The following is a 16,057-nucleotide window of genomic DNA, read 5'->3' as shown; positions in this document are numbered from 1 at the left end:
CCTGGGCGAGGCGTTTTCGCGAGTGCCCCAGGGGGCTTAGGACAAAAGTCCAGTGTCAGGCTGGTACTGGTGGAGGAACGGACCGGGAGCCGGGAGGTGCCGGATGCCGGAAGGTGGCCGGTGGCAGGGTTTTGAACACGGCGAGCGCGGTGAAGACGGCGAGCGCGGTGATCGCGGCGTACGCGGTGAACACAGCGGACACAGCGAACGCGGTCAGCGCCGTGGGCACGGTCTCGGGCGCGAGCCGGAGCCGGACCGTGAGCAGCGGGCGGCTCGGGCCTTCGGGCTCGCCGACGTCGTCGGTCCTTCGATGGTGCCGACGCTGAAGCCGGGCGACCGGCTCGTGGTCCACTACGGGGCCCCGGTGCGCCCCGGTGACGTCATCATGCTGCGCCACCCGATGCAGCAGGACCTGCTGATCGTGAAGCGTGCCGTGGAGCGGCGCGAGGACGGCTGGTGGGTGCTGGGCGACAACCCGTACACCGAGAACGACAGCCGGGAATTCGGCCCCGTGCCGGAGGAGTTCGTGCTCGCCCGCGCCCGTGTGCGGCTGCGCCCGCTGGGCGCGCTCGACGGTCAGCGGTCGCCGGCCGCGCTGCTGGCCTGGGTCTTCTCCGCCGTGCGGCTCGTGCGCTCCGCCGCGCCCTCGTCCGTAAGGTCGCCGGGCGGCCGGCCCGACCGCTCCGTCTCCAGGCGCTTGCGCGCGCGGTAGGCGGCCACGTTGGCGCGCGTCGCGCAGCGGTCCGAGCAGTAGCGCCGGGACCGGTTCGTCGACGTGTCGAGATAGGCGTTCCGGCAGGGCGTGGCCCGGCAGATGCCGAGGCGGTCCACGCCCAGGTCGGTGAGCTGGAAGGCGAGGCCCATGACGGCGGCCGCGGTGTAGCCCGCGGTCGCGTTCGCCGCGTGGTCGGCGATGTGCATGTGCCACTTGGGGCGGCCGTCCTCGTCGCGGAGCTCGTGCCCGGAGACCTGCGGGCTCACCGGGAACTCCATCAGCAGCGCGTTGAGGAGGTCCACCGCCCGGACCTCCTCGCCCTCGTCCGCCGCCTCGAAGACGGCGCGGAGCCGGGCCCGTACGGCGCGCAGCCGGGTCACGTCGGCGTCGGTCGCGCGCCGCGCCGCCTGCGAGCCGTCACCGAAGAGAGCCCGTACGGCATCGACCGACGTGAGCCCGTCCTTGCCGCGGGGCGGGTCCTCACTGTTGACCAGGCGGACGGCATAGTCCGAGTAATAGGCCAGTTCCACTTGTAGTCCTTACGGATGCGGTCTCGCGTCGGTCGCGGGCCCGTGTAACAGACGTTGCCGCTTCGAGCGTATTACGAGTGCGGACGAGGTGGAGGGGGACGGGATGACGGAGACGGTGGCCCGCGCGCCGACTGGGCGGCCTGGCAGGCCAGGCCGGCGGCCGAGCGTTACAAGATCTTCGGCAACCCGGCCGCGCGGCGACCTCGGGCTCCAGTGAGCCCACGCCCGTACGACCGCACAAACGCGTGCTGCCGCACGACGCGTGGGGCCCTCCGCAGCAAGCGCACTGCGGAGGGCCCCACGCGATGTATGCCTACAGCACCTTCGACAGGAACGACTTGGTGCGCTCGTGCTGCGGGTCGGTCAGGACGTCGCGCGGGTGGCCGGACTCGACCACGACGCCGTCGTCCATGAACACCAGCGCGTCGCCGACCTCGCGGGCGAAGCCCATCTCGTGGGTGACCACGATCATGGTCATGCCGTCCTCGGCCAGGCCACGCATGACATCCAGCACGTCCCCGACCAGCTCAGGGTCCAGCGCCGACGTCGGCTCGTCGAAGAGCATCAGCTTCGGCTCCATGGCCAGCGCGCGGGCGATGGCCACCCGCTGCTGCTGACCGCCGGACAGCTGCGAGGGGTAGGACGCGGCCTTGTCGCCCAGGCCCACCCGGTCCAGCAGCCGCAGCGCCCGCTCCCGTGCGACCGCCCTGGTCTCCCCCTTCACCTGGACCGGGGCCTCCATGACGTTGGCCAGCGCGGTCATGTGCGGGAAGAGATTGAACCGCTGGAACACCATGCCGATGTCGCGCCGCTTGCGCGCGACGTCGCTGTCCTTGAGCTCGAAGAGCTTGTCGCCCCGCTGCTGGTAGCCGACCAGCTCGCCGTCCACGTACAGCCGCCCGGCGTTGATCTTCTCCAGGTGGTTGATGCACCGCAGGAAGGTGGACTTGCCCGAGCCGGAGGGTCCGATCAGGCAGAAGACCTCACGCGGGGCCACCTCGAGATCGATGCCCTTGAGGATGTGGGCGGCGCCGAAGGACTTGTGCACGCCCTCGGCCTTGACCATCGCGCTCATGCCCGCACCTCCGGGGACCGCTTGAAGATGCCCAACGCCCTGATCCGCTGGAGCGGGGTGAGCGGCAGGCTGCGCACCGTGCCTCGAGCGTAATACCGCTCCAGGTAGTACTGGCCGACGCTGAAGACGCTGGTCAGCACCAGGTACCAGAACACGGCCAGGAACAGCATCTCGACGACGGCGCCCGAGGTCTGGCCGATGTCCTGGGTGGAGCGCAGCAGCTCGGGGTACTGGCAGGCGCTCGCCGCGAGCGACGAGGTCTTGAGCATGTTCAGGAACTCATTGCCGGTCGGCGGCACGATCACCCGCATCGCCTGGGGCAGCACCACCCGGCGCAGCGTCCTGCCGTGGGTCATGCCCAGCGCGTGGGAGGCCTCGGTCTGGCCCTCGTCGACCGACTGGATGCCGGCCCGGACGATCTCCGACATGTACGCGGCCTCGTTCAGGCCGAGACCCAGCAGAGCGGCCATGAACGGAGTCATGAAGTCGCTCATCTCGTCCCGGTAGAACCCCAGGTTGATGTAGGGGAAGACCAGGGCGAGGTTGAACCACAGGATCAGCTGGACGAAGACCGGGGTGCCGCGGAAGAACCAGATGTAGCCCCAGGCCACCGAGGAGGTGACCGGGTTCTTCGACAGCCGCATCACGGCCAGCACGATGCCCAGCACCAGGCCGACCACCATGGACAGCACCGAGATCAGCACCGTCCTCCACAAACCCTCCAGCACGCTGGAGTCGAACATGAAGTCCGGGATGGCCGACCAGTTGATGTCGGCACCGGCGAAAGCATTCACCACCAGCGCCAGCAGCCCCAGCACCACGAGGCCGGATACCCACCGCCCGTAGTGCCGGACGGGAATCGCCTTGATGGTCTCAGGCGGCGGGCCCGGCGGCGGCGCGTCCTCCGGGCCCGTCTTGTCGATCGGAACAGTCACGGGTGTTGCCTTTCAGCGTTCCTCGAGAGCCGTACGAATCCGGGGGAGGTCGTACGTCAGGAACCGCCGTTGATCTTGATTTCCTTGACCGCGCCGTCCTGGACGCCCCACTTGTCCATGAGCTTGTCGTACTCGCCGTTCTTGATCACGGACTCGAGGGCCGCCTTCAGGGCGTCGCGCAGCTGGGTGTTCTTCTTGCCGACCGCGATGCCGTACGGCGCGGCCTCGACCTGCTCGCCGACGAGCTCGAAGTCCTTGCCGCCGCCGGAGGTCTTCACGGCGTACGCGGCGACCGGGAAGTCGCTGGCGCCCGCGTCGGCGCCGCCCGCGCGCAGCCGGGTCTGGGCCTCGACGTCGGTGTCGAAGGGCTCGATGGTGATCACCTTCTCGCCCCCCTTCTTGCACTTCGCCGACTGGTCCTTGGCCAGGTCGTGCGAGACCGTGCCACGCTGGACGACGACCGTCTTGCCGCAGAGGTCGTCCCAGGTCTCGACGCCCTTGGTCTGACCCTTCTTGGTGTAGATGGAGACACCCGCGGTGAAGTAGTCGACGAAGTCGACGCCCTCGAAGATCTTCTTGCCGGTCTCCGGGTCGACGCCGTTCTGCCGCTCCTTCGTGTCGGTCATGGCCGACATGGCGATCTGGTAGCGGCCGGAGCGCATGCCGGTGAGCAGGGTGTCGAACGTGCCGTTCTGGAACTCGAACCGCACGCCGAGCTCCTTGCCCATAGCGTCGGCCAGGTCCGGGTCGAGGCCGACGGTCTTGCCGCCTTCCTTGAACTCGACCGGCGGGTACGCGATGTCCGAGCCGACCTTGATGACCTTGGAGTCCTGGATGTCCTTGGGCAGCTTCGAGAACAGGGGCGCCTCGGCGCCCGCGGCGGTCGAGTCGCCGTTGCCGCCCTTTTCGGTCTGGTCACCGCAGGCGGTCAGCAGCAGGGCGCCCGCGACCGCGATCGCGCCGGCGGCGGCCAACCGGGTACGGGCAGCGGCCGGGCGACGAGTGGTGCTTGCGGTCATTGGTGGTTCCTCCGGAGAGTCAGGGAGTAGCCGATGGGTCGGGCACAGCGTCGAGTGTCGCGACCTCGTGTGATTGATTGAGGCATCTTGCCATCCGGACGGCTCCGAACAGGGGGCCAGCCATGTCAAAATCGGATAACGGGCGATCCCGTCACCGGGATCACGTAACCGCATGTCGAGCGTATGCCGCCGCCCGCTGAAGTGCGGTTCCCGCAGTGCGACTCCTTTGCGTGATATGTCCCCGGCCGGTTGGCGGGGGCCGAAAAACCTCGCGCCGTACACCCGCGTGACGAAAGCGACTCGTTCCAGGCCGCAGTCGTGCGGTAGAAACGATGGTTACACCCCTCACCCGGGGCTCAGGGCGCGTGTGCGGCGCGCCCGGCGTCCGTACCTCCCCCCGCGCAGCGGCCATCCGCCGCGCAGGGCCGCGGACGCGGTGCCCGCCCGCTCCTCATTCCTGGAGCGGCCACCCTCGACAGAATTCAGACAAAGGGGTCAACAAGTGGCAGCGGAGATCGTGAATCCTCGCGGCGATAGCGACACGACGGACGACGGCGAGCCTTTCGATCCGGCCTTCGCCCTGCACCGCGGCGGCAAGATGGCCGTCCAGGCGACCGTCCCGGTCCGGGACAAGGACGACCTGTCCCTCGCCTACACGCCGGGTGTCGCGAAGGTGTGCAGCGCCATTGCGGAGCAGCCGGAGCTCGTCCACGACTACACCTGGAAGTCCCAGGTCGTGGCCGTCGTGACGGACGGCAGCGCGGTGCTCGGGCTCGGCGACATCGGGCCGGAGGCCTCCCTTCCGGTGATGGAGGGCAAGGCCATCCTGTTCAAGCAGTTCGGTGGCGTCGACGCGGTCCCGATCGCCCTGGACTGCCGGGACGCGGACGAGATCGTCGAGACGGTCGCCCGGTTCGCCCCGTCCTTCGGCGGGGTGAACCTGGAGGACATCTCCGCGCCCCGCTGCTTCGAGATCGAGCGGAAGCTCCAGGAGCGTCTGGACATCCCGGTCTTCCACGACGACCAGCACGGCACGGCCGTCGTCACGCTCGCCGCGCTCCGCAACGCCACGCAGCTCACCGGGCGTACGCTCGGGCAGCTGCGCGCCGTGATCTCCGGCGCGGGCGCGGCGGGGGTCGCCATCGCCAGGATCCTCGTCGAGGCGGGCATCGGCGATGTCGCGGTCTGCGACCGCAAGGGCATCGTCAGCGCGGACCGCGAGGACCTGACGGATGTGAAGCGGGAGCTGGCGGGCTTCACGAACAAGGCGGGGCTGACCGGGTCGCTGGAGTCGGCGCTCGACGGTGCGGACGTCTTCATCGGGGTGTCCGGCGGGACGGTTCCGGAGTCGGCGGTGGCGAAGATGGCGAAGAAGTCGCTGATCTTCGCCATGGCCAACCCCAACCCGGAGATTCACCCGGACGTTGCGCACAAGTACGCGGCCGTGGTCGCGACCGGGCGCAGCGACTTCCCGAACCAGATCAACAACGTGCTGGCCTTCCCCGGGATCTTCGCGGGCGCGCTGCAGGTGCGGGCGTCGCGGATCACGGAGGGGATGAAGCTGGCGGCGGCGGAGGCGCTGGCGGCGGTGGTCGCCGACGAGCTGAGCGCGGACAAGGTGATTCCGTCGCCGTTCGACGAGCGGGTCGCTCCGGCGGTCACCGCGGCCGTGGCCGCGGCGGCGAGGGCGGAGGGCGTCGCACGGCGGTAGCCACCGCCGGGCGGATCGTTCGTACGGGCCGTGGCTCGCCCCTCGGGGTGGGCCACGGCCCGTCTCGCACCCTGACGCCCGCCCGCGGCGGGCTCTTCTTCCCACCCGCCCACCCGAGCAACCGGGCTCGGCGGTTACCCGTCCCCCCGGACGAGGGCTGACGGGTCGTAGGGAACGGCCCGCGCCGCCCTCATCGTTCCGCTGCGGTCTTCCGCTGGTTCACTCGTGACTGGTGGGATGCCTGATGCCTGAGTCGCAGCGCCGGACGGGGAGTTGGGGAGGCATACGCCAGTGAATCTCGTAGTCAACGGGGACGCCGAGAGCGGGCCGGGAGGGACCGCCGAGCCGGTCCCGTCGGTCACAGGATGGACGGTCGGACAGGGCGCGCCGGCGCTCGTCGGGTACGCGGTCGGCGGGGGATACCCGACGCCGAGCGACCCCGGGCCCGCGCAGCGCGGCAGCCGGTTCTTCTCCGGCGGCAACTCGCCCCGTACCGCCCTCGTGCAGGACGTGACCCTGCCCGCGACCGGGCGCACCGGACACCCGGCCGTGGACGCGGGCGACGTGCGGTTCACCGCGAGCGCCTGGCTCGGCGGCTACGCGACGCAGGAGGACGGCGCCCGGCTCTCCGTGGAGTTCCGGGACGCGCAGGGGACCCCGCTCGCGCTGGCCGTGCTCGGCCCGGTCACCGCGGCCGAGCGGAAGTCGGCCACCGGCCTCGTCGAGCGGAAGGTCGGCGCCGCCGTGCCGCCAGGCGCACGCACCGCCCGGCTGCTGCTCGTCTTCACCCGCTCCGGCAGCGGCACGTCCAACGACGGCTACGCCGACGCGATATCGCTGACCCTCGAGCCCACCGGAGGCACCAACGCCGGAGGCCGGTCGTGAAGCGTCGTGTCCTGACCCTCGAAGCCACCGCCGGAGGCCGGTCGTGAAGCTGAACCGCCGTGATCTGCTGAAGGCCGCGGCCGCAGCGGGCGCCCTCAACCTCGCCTGGCCGCTGAGCCCCGGTCTCTCGCCCGCGCAGGCGCGCGAGGCCGCCGAGGCGCTGGGCGCCGACTACGACCCCGCGCCCTTCACGCTCGGCGTGGCCTCCGGCGACCCGCAGCCGAGCAGCGTCGTGCTGTGGACCCGGCTCGCGCCCGAGCCGCTCGCCGCCGAGCAGCAGCTGCCGGAGATCGTCGAGGTCGGCTGGGTCGTCGCCGAGGACAGCGAGCTGAAGCGCGTCGTCGCCCGCGGCACGGCGCCCGCCTCCGCGACGCTGGGCCACAGCGTGCACGTGCCGGTCGGCGGGCTGCGCGCCGGGCGGCACTACTGGTACGCCTTCACCGCGCTCGGCAAGCGCAGCCGTACCGGCCGTACGAAGACCGCACCCGTCGGCAGCGTCCCGCGGGTCCGCTTCGCCTCCGCCAACTGCCAGGCGTTCCACGACGGTTTCTACGCCGCGCACCGCGGCATCGCCCGCGAGGACCTCGACTTCGTGATCCATCTCGGCGACTACATCTACGAGCACGGGCCGGTCGGCGGCGACGCCGTCCGCGACCACAACGGGCCCGAGATCTTCACCCTCGCCGACTACCGGGTCCGGCACGCCCTCTACAAGGGCGACGCGTCCCTGCGCGAGGCGCACGCCGCCCACCCCTGGTTCCTGACCTGGGACGACCACGAGGTCGCCAACGACTACAGCGGCACGGGCGGCGGCGCGCCCTTCATGCAGCGCCGCGCGGCCGCGTACCAGGCCTGGTACGAGCACATGCCGCACCGCGACAGCGGCGCGTCCGCCCTGCCCGACCCCGAGATCCACCGGGTGCGGAGGTGGGGCGACCTGCTGGAGGTGACGGTGCTCGACCTGCGCTCGTACCGGTCCGCGCAGAACCTCGCCGACGGCACGATCCTGGGCGCCGAGCAGAAGAGCTGGCTCAAGCAGGGCATCGACCGGGCGCCCGACGCCTGGCACTGCTGGGCCAACTCGATCATGCTCAGCCAGTTGCGCGGCAGGCCCGGCGGCCCGTACATGTTCACCGACCAGTGGGACGGCTTCCTCGCCGAGCGGAAAGAGGTGCTGACGCACGTTCACGACTCCGGCCTCGAGGACCTCGTCATCATCACCGGCGACTGGCACTCCGCCTTCGTGGACGACGTCCGGCCCGACTTCGACGACGCGTCCTCACCCGTCGTCGGCACCGAGTTCACGGCCCACTCGGTCACCTCGGGCGGGTACTCCGCGGACTGGAACCAGACCAACGGTCCGGTCATGGGCAGGGCCAACCCGCATCTGCAGTACTTCGAGGGGAATCGTTACGGCTACGACGTGTACGAGGTCACGCCGGAGCGGTGGTCCACCCATATGCGGGTGATCGCGGACCGCCGCGACCCGGCCTCGCCGGTCACCACGCTCACCACCTTCCACGTGGACCGGGGCAGGGCGGGCTCGTACGAGGACCCGGAGACCAAGGACTCGCCCGCGCAGTACCGGAGGGATTGACCGCCGCGATCGTCCTCGGCAGGACGGGCGGTACGCCACCAGCAGCCGCCATCCGGCGGGGATTGACTGATACGGCATACGGGTCGTGGTTCGCCCCCCGGTGATCGCGGGCCTCGGGGCTCCGTCACCCCGGCTGTGAGCGACCGCGGCGCGCGTCACACCGGTGTGCGGTTCCGCCGCGTCCGGCCCGCGTCATAGTCTCGGGATCATGTTCGCCGCCTATGCCGCACGTATCGACCGTGACCAGCCGCTGAACGGCCTCGAGCTGGGCGATCGTCCCGCCCCGGAGGCGCGCCCCGGCTGGACGACCGTCAACGTCAGGGCCGCCTCGCTCAACCACCACGACCTGTGGTCGCTGCGCGGCGTCGGCCTCGGGGAGGAGTCGCTGCCGATGATCCTCGGCTGCGACGCCGCCGGGACCGACCAGGACGGCAACGAGGTCGTCATCCACTCCGTCATCGGCCAGACCGGCCACGGCGTCGGCCCGAAGGAGCCGCGCTCCATCCTCACCGAGCGCTACCAGGGCACCTTCGCCGAGCAGGTCGCCGTCCCCGTCTGGAACCTCCTGCCCAAGCCGAGGGAGCTGTCCTTCGAGGAGGCGGCCTGCCTGCCGACCGCCTGGCTGACGGCGTACCGGATGCTGTTCACGAACGCGGGCGTACGGCCCGGGGACTCCGTCCTCGTGCAGGGCGCGGGCGGCGGGGTGTCGACCGCCGCGATCGTCCTCGGCAAGGCGGGCGGGCTGCGCGTGTACGCCACCAGCCGCGACGAGGCCAAGCGCAAGCGGGCCGTGGACCTGGGCGCCATCGACGCGTACGAGCCGGGGGCGCGGCTGCCGGAGCGGGTGGACGCGGTGATCGAGACGGTCGGCGCCGCCACCTGGTCGCACTCCGTCAAGTCGCTGAAGCCGGGCGGCACTCTGGTCATCTCCGGCGCGACGAGCGGCCCCAGCCCCAAGTCCGCGGAGCTCAACCGGATCTTCTTCCTGGAGCTGAAGGTCGTCGGCTCGACGATGGGCACCAAGGACGAGCTGGAGGACCTGCTCAACTTCTGTGCGGCCACGGGTGTACGGCCGGTCATCGATTCCGTGCTGCCGCTGGACCGGGCCCGGGAGGGCTTCGAGAAGATGGCGGGCGGGGGCCTCTTCGGCAAGGTCGTGCTGACGGTCTGAGCGCGGGCGCGCGGTGAGTGCGGGGGCGCGGTGAGCGCGGCCCCGCGATGGGCGCGGCCCCGCGGTGAGCGCGGCCCGCAGAATCGATCTGGCACGGCGAGCCTCGCCGACACCCGTAACTTCCCCGTCCATCCATCGGATGAGCACGTCGGCAGCCGATCGGGCTGTATCCGATGGACGAGGAGACGCGGGTGGACGACAAGCGGGCGAGGAACTGGGCGTTCCTCATCGGGGACGGCTACCGCTGGGGCTGACGCCTCAGGACCGCGGGGACCGCGGGGAGCGGGTGCGCAGCACCGCGCCGATGTGGGCCGCCGCCGTCGAGAGGTGGCGGCGGGCGTCCTTCAGCTGTTCGGGGCTCACCCCGTGGTCGCGGGCCGCGTCCCGGACGTCGTCGCGGAAGCGGTCGAGCATCCGCTCGAGGTCGCGGGCCGGGTCGTCCGAGGGCGCGGCGGGCTCCCGGGCCCACTCGGGCTTCTCCGCCTCCTCGGCCGCAGTCCCCTCGGCAGTCCCCTCAGCCGTCGCCTCGGGCGCCCCCTCTGTCGCCGTCCCCTCGGCGGCCTCCGGGCCCGCCTGCTGCGCCACCCGCCGCATCTCGCGCGTGACTTCGGCGAGCGCATCGCGTACGGCGTGCTGCCAGTCGCCCGCGCGGATGTGGTCCTGGGTCTGCTCCTGCACCCGCTTGACGATCTTCTGGATCTCCTCGCGCGCGAAGATCTGCGCGTCCCGCGCCTGCTTACGGGCCCGCTGGGCGTCCTCCTTGGCGCGCCGGCTCTCCTCCTTGGCACGGCGGGCCTGCTCCTTCCACTCGTCCTTGGCGCGCCGCATCTCCTCCTTGGCCTGGCGCCAGGCCTCCTTGTCGCCCCATGACCCCTCCCAGCCCTCCTTGGCGGCCCCCTCCGTCCGGGCCTGGCGGGCGGCCGCGCGCATCTCGCGGCGGAGGTCGCCCGCCACGCCGCGGACGTCCTCGCGGATCTCTGCCGCCAGTTCGGAGACGGACTCGCGGATCTCCAGCTCGAGATCGGCGAGTTCGCCCTGCCGGTCGGCGAGCTCGGCGCGTCCGGCGTCGGTGATCGAGTAGACCTTCCGGCCGCCCTCGGAGGCGTGGGTGACCAGGCCCTCGGCCTCGAGCTTGGCGAGGCGCGGGTAGACGGTGCCGGCGGACGGCGCGTACAGGCCCTGGAAGCGCTCCTCCAGCAGGCGGATCACCTCGTAGCCGTGGCGCGGGGCCTCGTCCAGCAGCTTCAGGAGGTAGAGGCGGAGTCGGCCGTGGGCGAAGACGGGAGGCATCAGAGGACCTTTCCTGGGCTGGTCGGGGCGGCGTCGTCCGGGCCGTCGCCGTCCGGGCCGTCGTCCGGGCCGCCGTCCGGGCCGTCGTCGTACGGTTCTCCGTCCTCGGCCGGCGGGCGGCGCAGCAGCGCGATGGCTCCGGAGATCGTGGTCGCCTTCAGCCGGCCGCTGCCCGCGCCCAGCGTGCCGGTGATCCGCTTGGCCCCCCACTGGCCGGTCACCCTGAGGTCCTCGAAGGCGTTGGAGATCGAGCCGCTCGTGGTGTTGGCCTCGACCTCGGCGTCCGCGGGGTGCGGGAGACGGATCGCGATCTCACCGGAGATGGTGGTGAGGGCGAGGTCCGCGCCCTTGCCGTCCACGTCCACGATCATGTTGCCGCTCACCGAGTCGGCCCGTACCGAGGAACCGCACGCCTCGATCACGGTGAGGTCGCCCGAGACGGAATTGAAGCGCAGGTCCCCGGTCAGCCCCTGGGCGTCGACGCCGCCGGAGACCGTGTCGGCGCGGACCGCGCCGGTGAGCCCGACGAGTGTGGTGTCACCGCTGATGCCGCGCACATCGGTGGGGCCCTCGATGCCCGAGACCACGGCGTTCGCGCCCACGACCCCCACCTCGACCCGGGTCCCGGCCGGTACGGCGAGGGAGACCGCGGCGCTGCGGCGCCAGCCCTTGCGGTCCAGCCACTTGAGGAAGCCCTTCCAGGGCAGGTCGTCGTACGTGACCGTGAGCGTGCCTCCCTCGTACGTGACGGTGAGCGGCGGGCCTTCGATCTCGCTGACCTCGAGGCGGGCGGTGTCCTCGTCGGTGCCGACGACGTTCACGGCGCCGTTGACGATGCGGACGCTGAGGTGCTTGACCGGTTCCTCGAGGTCGAGGGTGCGTGGTTCGGAGACCGACCACTCGTTGCTGGCTGACACTGCTCCGGCCTCCCCTGGGACAGGCGTACGGGCGTACGGCGACATATCGCGTCTCTCAAAAGACACGATATATCGCGGAGGTCGGAAGTCAAGGGAAGAGGGGCACGGGGATGGCGCCGGGCGAGCGCCGGCGCCAGGCCCGTACCCGGACGTGTACTACTCGTCCTCGTCCTCGTCGTCGAGGCGCGCCAGCCAGGTCGCGAGCCGCTCGACCGGGACCTCGAAGTCCGGGTTGAGGTCGACGAACGTACGCAGCTGCTCGGCGAGCCACTCGAAGGTGACCTCTTCCTCGCCGCGCCGCTGCTCCAGCTCCTCGATGCCGCGGTCGGTGAAGTACAAGGGGGCGCTCCTGATACAGCCTGGTCCGGATGGTTCCTCCCCTCCAGGGTATTGCGGCGCCTGGCGGGGCCCCCGTTCGGGGAGGCCGGGGTCTCGCCTGCCGTCGGTGCAGGCCAGTACCCTTGCAGAGCTCCAAGTGGGAGCAGGGGAGAGCGAGTTGCTGTCAGGAGCGGGGGAGCCGTGACACGCATCCAGAAGATCGAACTGCCCGGGGGCGCCGAGGTGTTCGCCCGCGTCAGCAGCGCGGGGGGCTACGGGGAGGACGACGAGGACGTCGGCGTGCTCGACGCCGCCGCGGCCAAGGTCGAGCAGCTCGGAGAGGTGATCAGCGGGGTGGGCGCGGCCGTGCTCGACGCCGCCGCCGCGGTCGGGCCGGACGAGGCGAGCATCACCTTCGGCATCGAGCTCGCCGCCAAGCCCGGCAAGGCCCTCGCCGTGCTCGCCGACGGAGAGGCCAAGGCGTCGATCGAGGTGACCCTGACCTGGCAGCTCGGCCGTGGGAGAGCCGGAGGGCGCGCCGCGGCCGCCGACCCTGGGCACGACCCGGCGCGCGCGAATGGGTGAGGCCGGGCATCTCGACGCGCTGACCCGGGCGGCAACCGTTCAGCTCATGCCTGCCGCGGACACCACCGCGCAGGCCGGCACCGCTGAGGCCGGCACCGCGCAGGCGCTGACCCCACAGGCCGGGCCCCCGCAGGCCGGGACCGGTGCGGCGATGTGGGGCAGCGGCTTCTTCATCGCCCCCGGCTGGGTGCTGACCTGCGCCCACGTACTGCGGTCGTATCTCCGGGAGCAGCAGGACCGGGTCTTCGCCGTCCGCAATGAGGTGGTGAACGGCGGCGCGCCGGTGGAGGCGCGGCTCGCGCACTGGCTCCTGTCCGACCTGCGGAACGACAAGGTGCCGGTGGCGGAGGATCTCGCGCTGGTCCGGCTGCTGGACGACAGCGTGGAGCACGAGTGCGTCTGGTTCACCGACCGCGCGGAGCAGCCGGGCGGCGCCCCCAAGACCGCCTACGGCTTCCGGCCCGGGGAGCACGGGCGCGGGCAGGCCGTCCCCTGGAGCGCCGACGCCGAGATCAACCAGCGCGACGACACGTACGGGATGCGCTTCGCGCCGCAGGCCGAGTTCCCCAAGGGCGCCTCGGGCGGGCCGGTCCTCGACCCCGCCGCCGGTGCCGTCGTCGGCATCATCAAGTCCCGCAGGAGCGAGCGGGACGGCGGGCTGGCCATCGCGGCCGCGGCCCTGCGGCAGTTCGGCGATGTCTACCAGGAGGTCATGGCCTGGCACGACCGCTGGCACGGCGGCCGGTCCGCGGTCACCTCGTACCACTGGACCGCGGAGCAGGCGAAACTGCCCGGACGCAGCAGCGTGCCCCCGAGTGGCGACCAGTGGACTCCGGAGGACCGCACCGAGGCGCTGCGCCTCCTCGCGGAACTGGACCCGCCGCGGGCCTCGCCCGATGTCGCCGCCCTGGTGGACCGGGCCCGGGGCGAGCCCCCGCCGCCCGGCCGCGCCCCGCTGCTGCACACCTGGCGCGACGGCCACGGCAGGCTCTACGAGAACGACAGACCGCTGGAGGCCATCGCCTTTCTGCACTACCTCCGGCTCGTCGCCCTCCTCGTCGAGAGCAGGGACGGCGACGCCAAGGCGCTGTCGGACTGGGTCGAGCGGCGGCTGACCACGGTGCGCCCGCCGCTGCGCACCGTGGTCACCGACGCCCGGCTGCCGGAGCGGCTCACCGTGCGGCAGGCGGCGGAGAGCGACCCCGGCCAGGTCGTCATCCCGTACCCCGGACCCGGCGAAGGCGCCACGGTCGTCGTCGAGCTGGAGCCCGTGCTCTACGAGGAACCCACCCGCTTCTACTGGCGGATACGGGTCGACGACGGCGATGACGGCGACGGTGGCGGCGAGCCCTTCGCGGCGGAGGAGACGGGCCGCGGGGTCGCCCCCGAGGACCTCGTCCAGCGGCTGCGCCAGCCGCTCGCCGAGGTCTTCCACGGCGTCGACACCCCGCACAGCCCGGCCCCGCTCGAAGTGGCCCTGCCCGTCGGCCACTTCGACACCGCGGTGCACCGCTGGCAGCTCAGCCAGATGGCCAAGCTGTACGACGCGGCGCATCTGCCGCTGGGGGCGCGCCGCCGGGTGGTGCTGCGGGACATCGCGCGCCGGGGAGATCCGGACAACGTGTGGCGGGAGCGCTGGGAACGCGCGGCCGGAGCCGGGGAGTTCAGGGCGTCCCGTACGCCGCCGCTCGGGCAGATGCCGAAGTCCCGGCAGTTTCAGGAGATGCCGGCCACCGCCATCCCCGTACTGTGCCGCCCCGCGAGCAGGGGCCTCGGCCGCAAGGCCATCGACATGGCGCTGGAGGCCGGGCACGGCATCGCGCTCTGGCACACCGAAGGACACACCGCGAGCGGCTGCCTGGACCCGTGCGAGACCTTCCATGCGGGTGCGGCCGAGCTGCTGGGGCAGCTGGGCGCAGCGGCTGAACTGCCCGACCGGCTGCGCCGTATCAGGGAGGAGATTTACCAGGAGAGGGACGCCAGCCACTGGGCGGAGGCCGTGGCCGTGCTGTACGACGACCCCAGACGGCCCGTCCCCGCAGGACAGGCCGGGACCGTGGACTCGCCGTGAACACCTGGAGCCGATGAAGCCGGTGAAGCCCGTGAGAGCCATGAGACCCATAAACCACTGTCCGGATAAGGCCGTTGTGCGGACGCCACGCGGGTACATTTTCAGGGGCCCGTTGTGGGCACAGCCTGCCCCCGTCGGCCAGGACGCGGCATCCCACCAACCGCCGACGAGGAGCGAGCAGTGAGCGAGTGGCTGATCTACCGCGGCACAGGAGAGCCCGATCCCGAGCGGATCCGCGAGCTCCCGCCGCCCCCGCCCTGGCGGAACTTCGAGGGCGGCCCGGCCGTGGCGGCAGCGCCTCCCATCGACGCGGCCTCGAAGCGGCGGCTCGGCGAACGGGCCGTGCCGCTGCCCACGGAGGACGAGGAAGCCCTCCAGCTCATCAACGCGGCGCTCTATCTGCGGCGGCCCCTGCTGGTGACCGGCGAGCCCGGCTCGGGCAAGAGCACCCTCGCGCACGCGGTGGCCCACGAGCTGGGCCTCGGGCGCGTACTGCAGTGGCCGATCGTCAGCCGCACGGAGCTGAAGGACGGGCTGTACGCGTACGACGCCATCGGCAGGCTGCAGGACGCGCAACTGTCGCGGAACAGCGGCGCGAGCGGCGGTCCCACCGGCCGTTCCGGCGGCGGTTCCGGCGGCGGCCCCGAGGACGACATCGGCCGGTACATCAGACTCGGCCCTCTCGGTACCGCCCTGCTGCCCGGCGAACTGCCGCGCGTCCTGCTCATCGACGAGCTGGACAAGAGCGACCTCGACCTGCCGAACGACCTGCTCAATGCCCTGGAGGAGGGCGAGTTCGGCCTCCCCGAGCTCGAGCGCATCGCCGACCGCCCCGGCCAGGAGGAGGTGGCGGTGCTGGACGACGACGGCCGCCGGGTGCCGGTGCGGGGCGGCAGGGTGCGCTGCCGGGCCTTCCCCTTCGTCGTCATGACCAGCAACGGCGAACGGGACTTCCCCGCGCCGCTGCTCCGCCGCTGCATCCACCTCCACCTCGCGCCGCCCCGCGACGAACGCCTGGCCGCCATGGTTCAGGCCCACTTCGGGGCGGGGACCGACGAGCAGCACCTCGACCTCATCAACCTCTTCACCCAGGGTGCGCGCGCCGGCGAACTCCGCCCCACCGACCAGCTCCTCAACGCCATATTCCTCACCCAGTACGCGGCCCGGGAGGCGGGCGTCAGCCGCGAGGACGTCGCGGACCTGCTGATGCGACCGCTAGACCACCGGCAGCGGTGACC

Annotated in this window: 14 protein-coding genes and 1 pseudogene; 8 read left to right on the top strand and 7 right to left on the bottom strand. The window is 71.8% G+C overall.

Annotated features, from left to right (window positions below; all coding sequences use genetic code 11):
* Positions 1 to 103 precede the first annotated feature (103 nt).
* Positions 104 to 481 (top strand): annotated as a pseudogene (locus ACTWP8_RS25405) (S24 family peptidase); the annotation flags it as partial.
* Between the two features lie 95 nt (positions 482 to 576).
* On the opposite strand, the gene ACTWP8_RS25400 reads toward ACTWP8_RS25405, so the two are convergent.
* From ACTWP8_RS25400 to ACTWP8_RS25385, 4 genes are all read right to left on the bottom strand, one after another.
* Positions 577 to 1,245: a CGNR zinc finger domain-containing protein gene (locus ACTWP8_RS25400; RefSeq protein ID WP_443324444.1), complete on the bottom strand. Its 669-nt coding sequence runs from the start codon at positions 1,243 to 1,245 to the stop codon at positions 577 to 579.
* A 313-nt stretch (positions 1,246 to 1,558) separates the two neighbouring features.
* Entirely contained in the window at positions 1,559 to 2,311 is a 753-nt protein-coding gene (locus ACTWP8_RS25395) for an amino acid ABC transporter ATP-binding protein (protein ID WP_443324507.1), read from the bottom strand.
* Between the two features lie 5 nt (positions 2,312 to 2,316).
* Positions 2,317 to 3,255 carry an amino acid ABC transporter permease gene (locus tag ACTWP8_RS25390; protein WP_443318343.1) on the bottom strand — a complete coding sequence of 313 codons (939 nt, stop codon included), beginning with the start codon at positions 3,253 to 3,255 and terminating at the stop codon, positions 2,317 to 2,319.
* Positions 3,256 to 3,311: 56 nt separating this feature from the next.
* Positions 3,312 to 4,274, bottom strand: a complete 963-nt coding sequence (locus ACTWP8_RS25385) for an ABC transporter substrate-binding protein (RefSeq protein ID WP_443324443.1) — start codon at positions 4,272 to 4,274, stop codon at positions 3,312 to 3,314.
* A gap of 502 nt (positions 4,275 to 4,776) precedes the next feature.
* Here ACTWP8_RS25385 and ACTWP8_RS25380 point away from each other — a divergent pair.
* The 4 genes from ACTWP8_RS25380 to ACTWP8_RS25365 all read left to right on the top strand — a co-directional run bounded on the left by ACTWP8_RS25380 (position 4,777) and on the right by ACTWP8_RS25365 (position 9,638).
* A complete protein-coding gene (locus ACTWP8_RS25380; RefSeq protein WP_443324442.1) occupies positions 4,777 to 5,985 on the top strand; it encodes an NAD(P)-dependent malic enzyme in 1,209 nt (402 codons plus the stop codon).
* A 291-nt stretch (positions 5,986 to 6,276) separates the two neighbouring features.
* Positions 6,277 to 6,870: a phosphoesterase gene (locus ACTWP8_RS25375; protein WP_443324441.1), complete on the top strand. Its 594-nt coding sequence runs from the start codon at positions 6,277 to 6,279 to the stop codon at positions 6,868 to 6,870.
* Positions 6,871 to 6,913: 43 nt separating this feature from the next.
* Positions 6,914 to 8,467 (top strand): alkaline phosphatase D family protein, encoded by a 1,554-nt coding sequence (locus ACTWP8_RS25370; protein ID WP_443324440.1) that lies wholly within the window; start codon positions 6,914 to 6,916, stop codon positions 8,465 to 8,467.
* Between the two features lie 208 nt (positions 8,468 to 8,675).
* Positions 8,676 to 9,638 (top strand): zinc-binding dehydrogenase, encoded by a 963-nt coding sequence (locus ACTWP8_RS25365; protein ID WP_443324439.1) that lies wholly within the window; start codon positions 8,676 to 8,678, stop codon positions 9,636 to 9,638.
* Positions 9,639 to 9,896: 258 nt separating this feature from the next.
* Here ACTWP8_RS25365 and ACTWP8_RS25360 read toward each other — a convergent pair whose 3' ends face one another.
* From ACTWP8_RS25360 to ACTWP8_RS25350, 3 genes are all read right to left on the bottom strand, one after another.
* Positions 9,897 to 10,928, bottom strand: coding sequence for a helix-turn-helix transcriptional regulator (locus tag ACTWP8_RS25360; RefSeq protein WP_443324438.1), 1,032 nt, complete (start codon positions 10,926 to 10,928; stop codon positions 9,897 to 9,899).
* On the bottom strand, positions 10,928 to 11,890 hold the full coding sequence (locus tag ACTWP8_RS25355) for a DUF4097 family beta strand repeat-containing protein (RefSeq protein ID WP_443324437.1): 963 nt from the start codon (positions 11,888 to 11,890) through the stop codon (positions 10,928 to 10,930). Before ACTWP8_RS25355 ends, ACTWP8_RS25360 begins: the two co-directional genes overlap by 1 nt.
* Positions 11,891 to 12,001: 111 nt before the next feature.
* Entirely contained in the window at positions 12,002 to 12,184 is a 183-nt protein-coding gene (locus tag ACTWP8_RS25350) for a DUF6104 family protein (RefSeq protein WP_443318334.1), read from the bottom strand.
* A gap of 180 nt (positions 12,185 to 12,364) precedes the next feature.
* On the opposite strand from ACTWP8_RS25350, the gene ACTWP8_RS25345 reads away from it, so the two are divergent.
* From ACTWP8_RS25345 to ACTWP8_RS25335, 3 genes are all read left to right on the top strand, one after another.
* On the top strand, positions 12,365 to 12,748 hold the full coding sequence (locus tag ACTWP8_RS25345; protein ID WP_443324436.1) for a CU044_2847 family protein: 384 nt from the start codon (positions 12,365 to 12,367) through the stop codon (positions 12,746 to 12,748).
* Between the two features lie 46 nt (positions 12,749 to 12,794).
* A complete protein-coding gene (locus ACTWP8_RS25340; RefSeq protein ID WP_443324435.1) occupies positions 12,795 to 14,819 on the top strand; it encodes a VMAP-C domain-containing protein in 2,025 nt (674 codons plus the stop codon).
* Between the two features lie 180 nt (positions 14,820 to 14,999).
* The gene (locus ACTWP8_RS25335; protein ID WP_443324434.1) at positions 15,000 to 16,055 is read left to right on the top strand and encodes an AAA family ATPase; all 1,056 of its coding nucleotides are present in this window, start codon (positions 15,000 to 15,002) and stop codon (positions 16,053 to 16,055) included.
* Positions 16,056 to 16,057 lie beyond the last annotated feature (2 nt).

The sequence above is a fragment of the Streptomyces sp. 7N604 genome, from assembly GCF_052245475.1.
Taxonomy (GTDB): Bacteria; Actinomycetota; Actinomycetes; order Streptomycetales; family Streptomycetaceae; genus Streptomyces.
The sequence above is the reverse complement of the archived record's forward strand: the minus strand, read 5'-3'. Positions and strand labels throughout refer to the sequence as shown.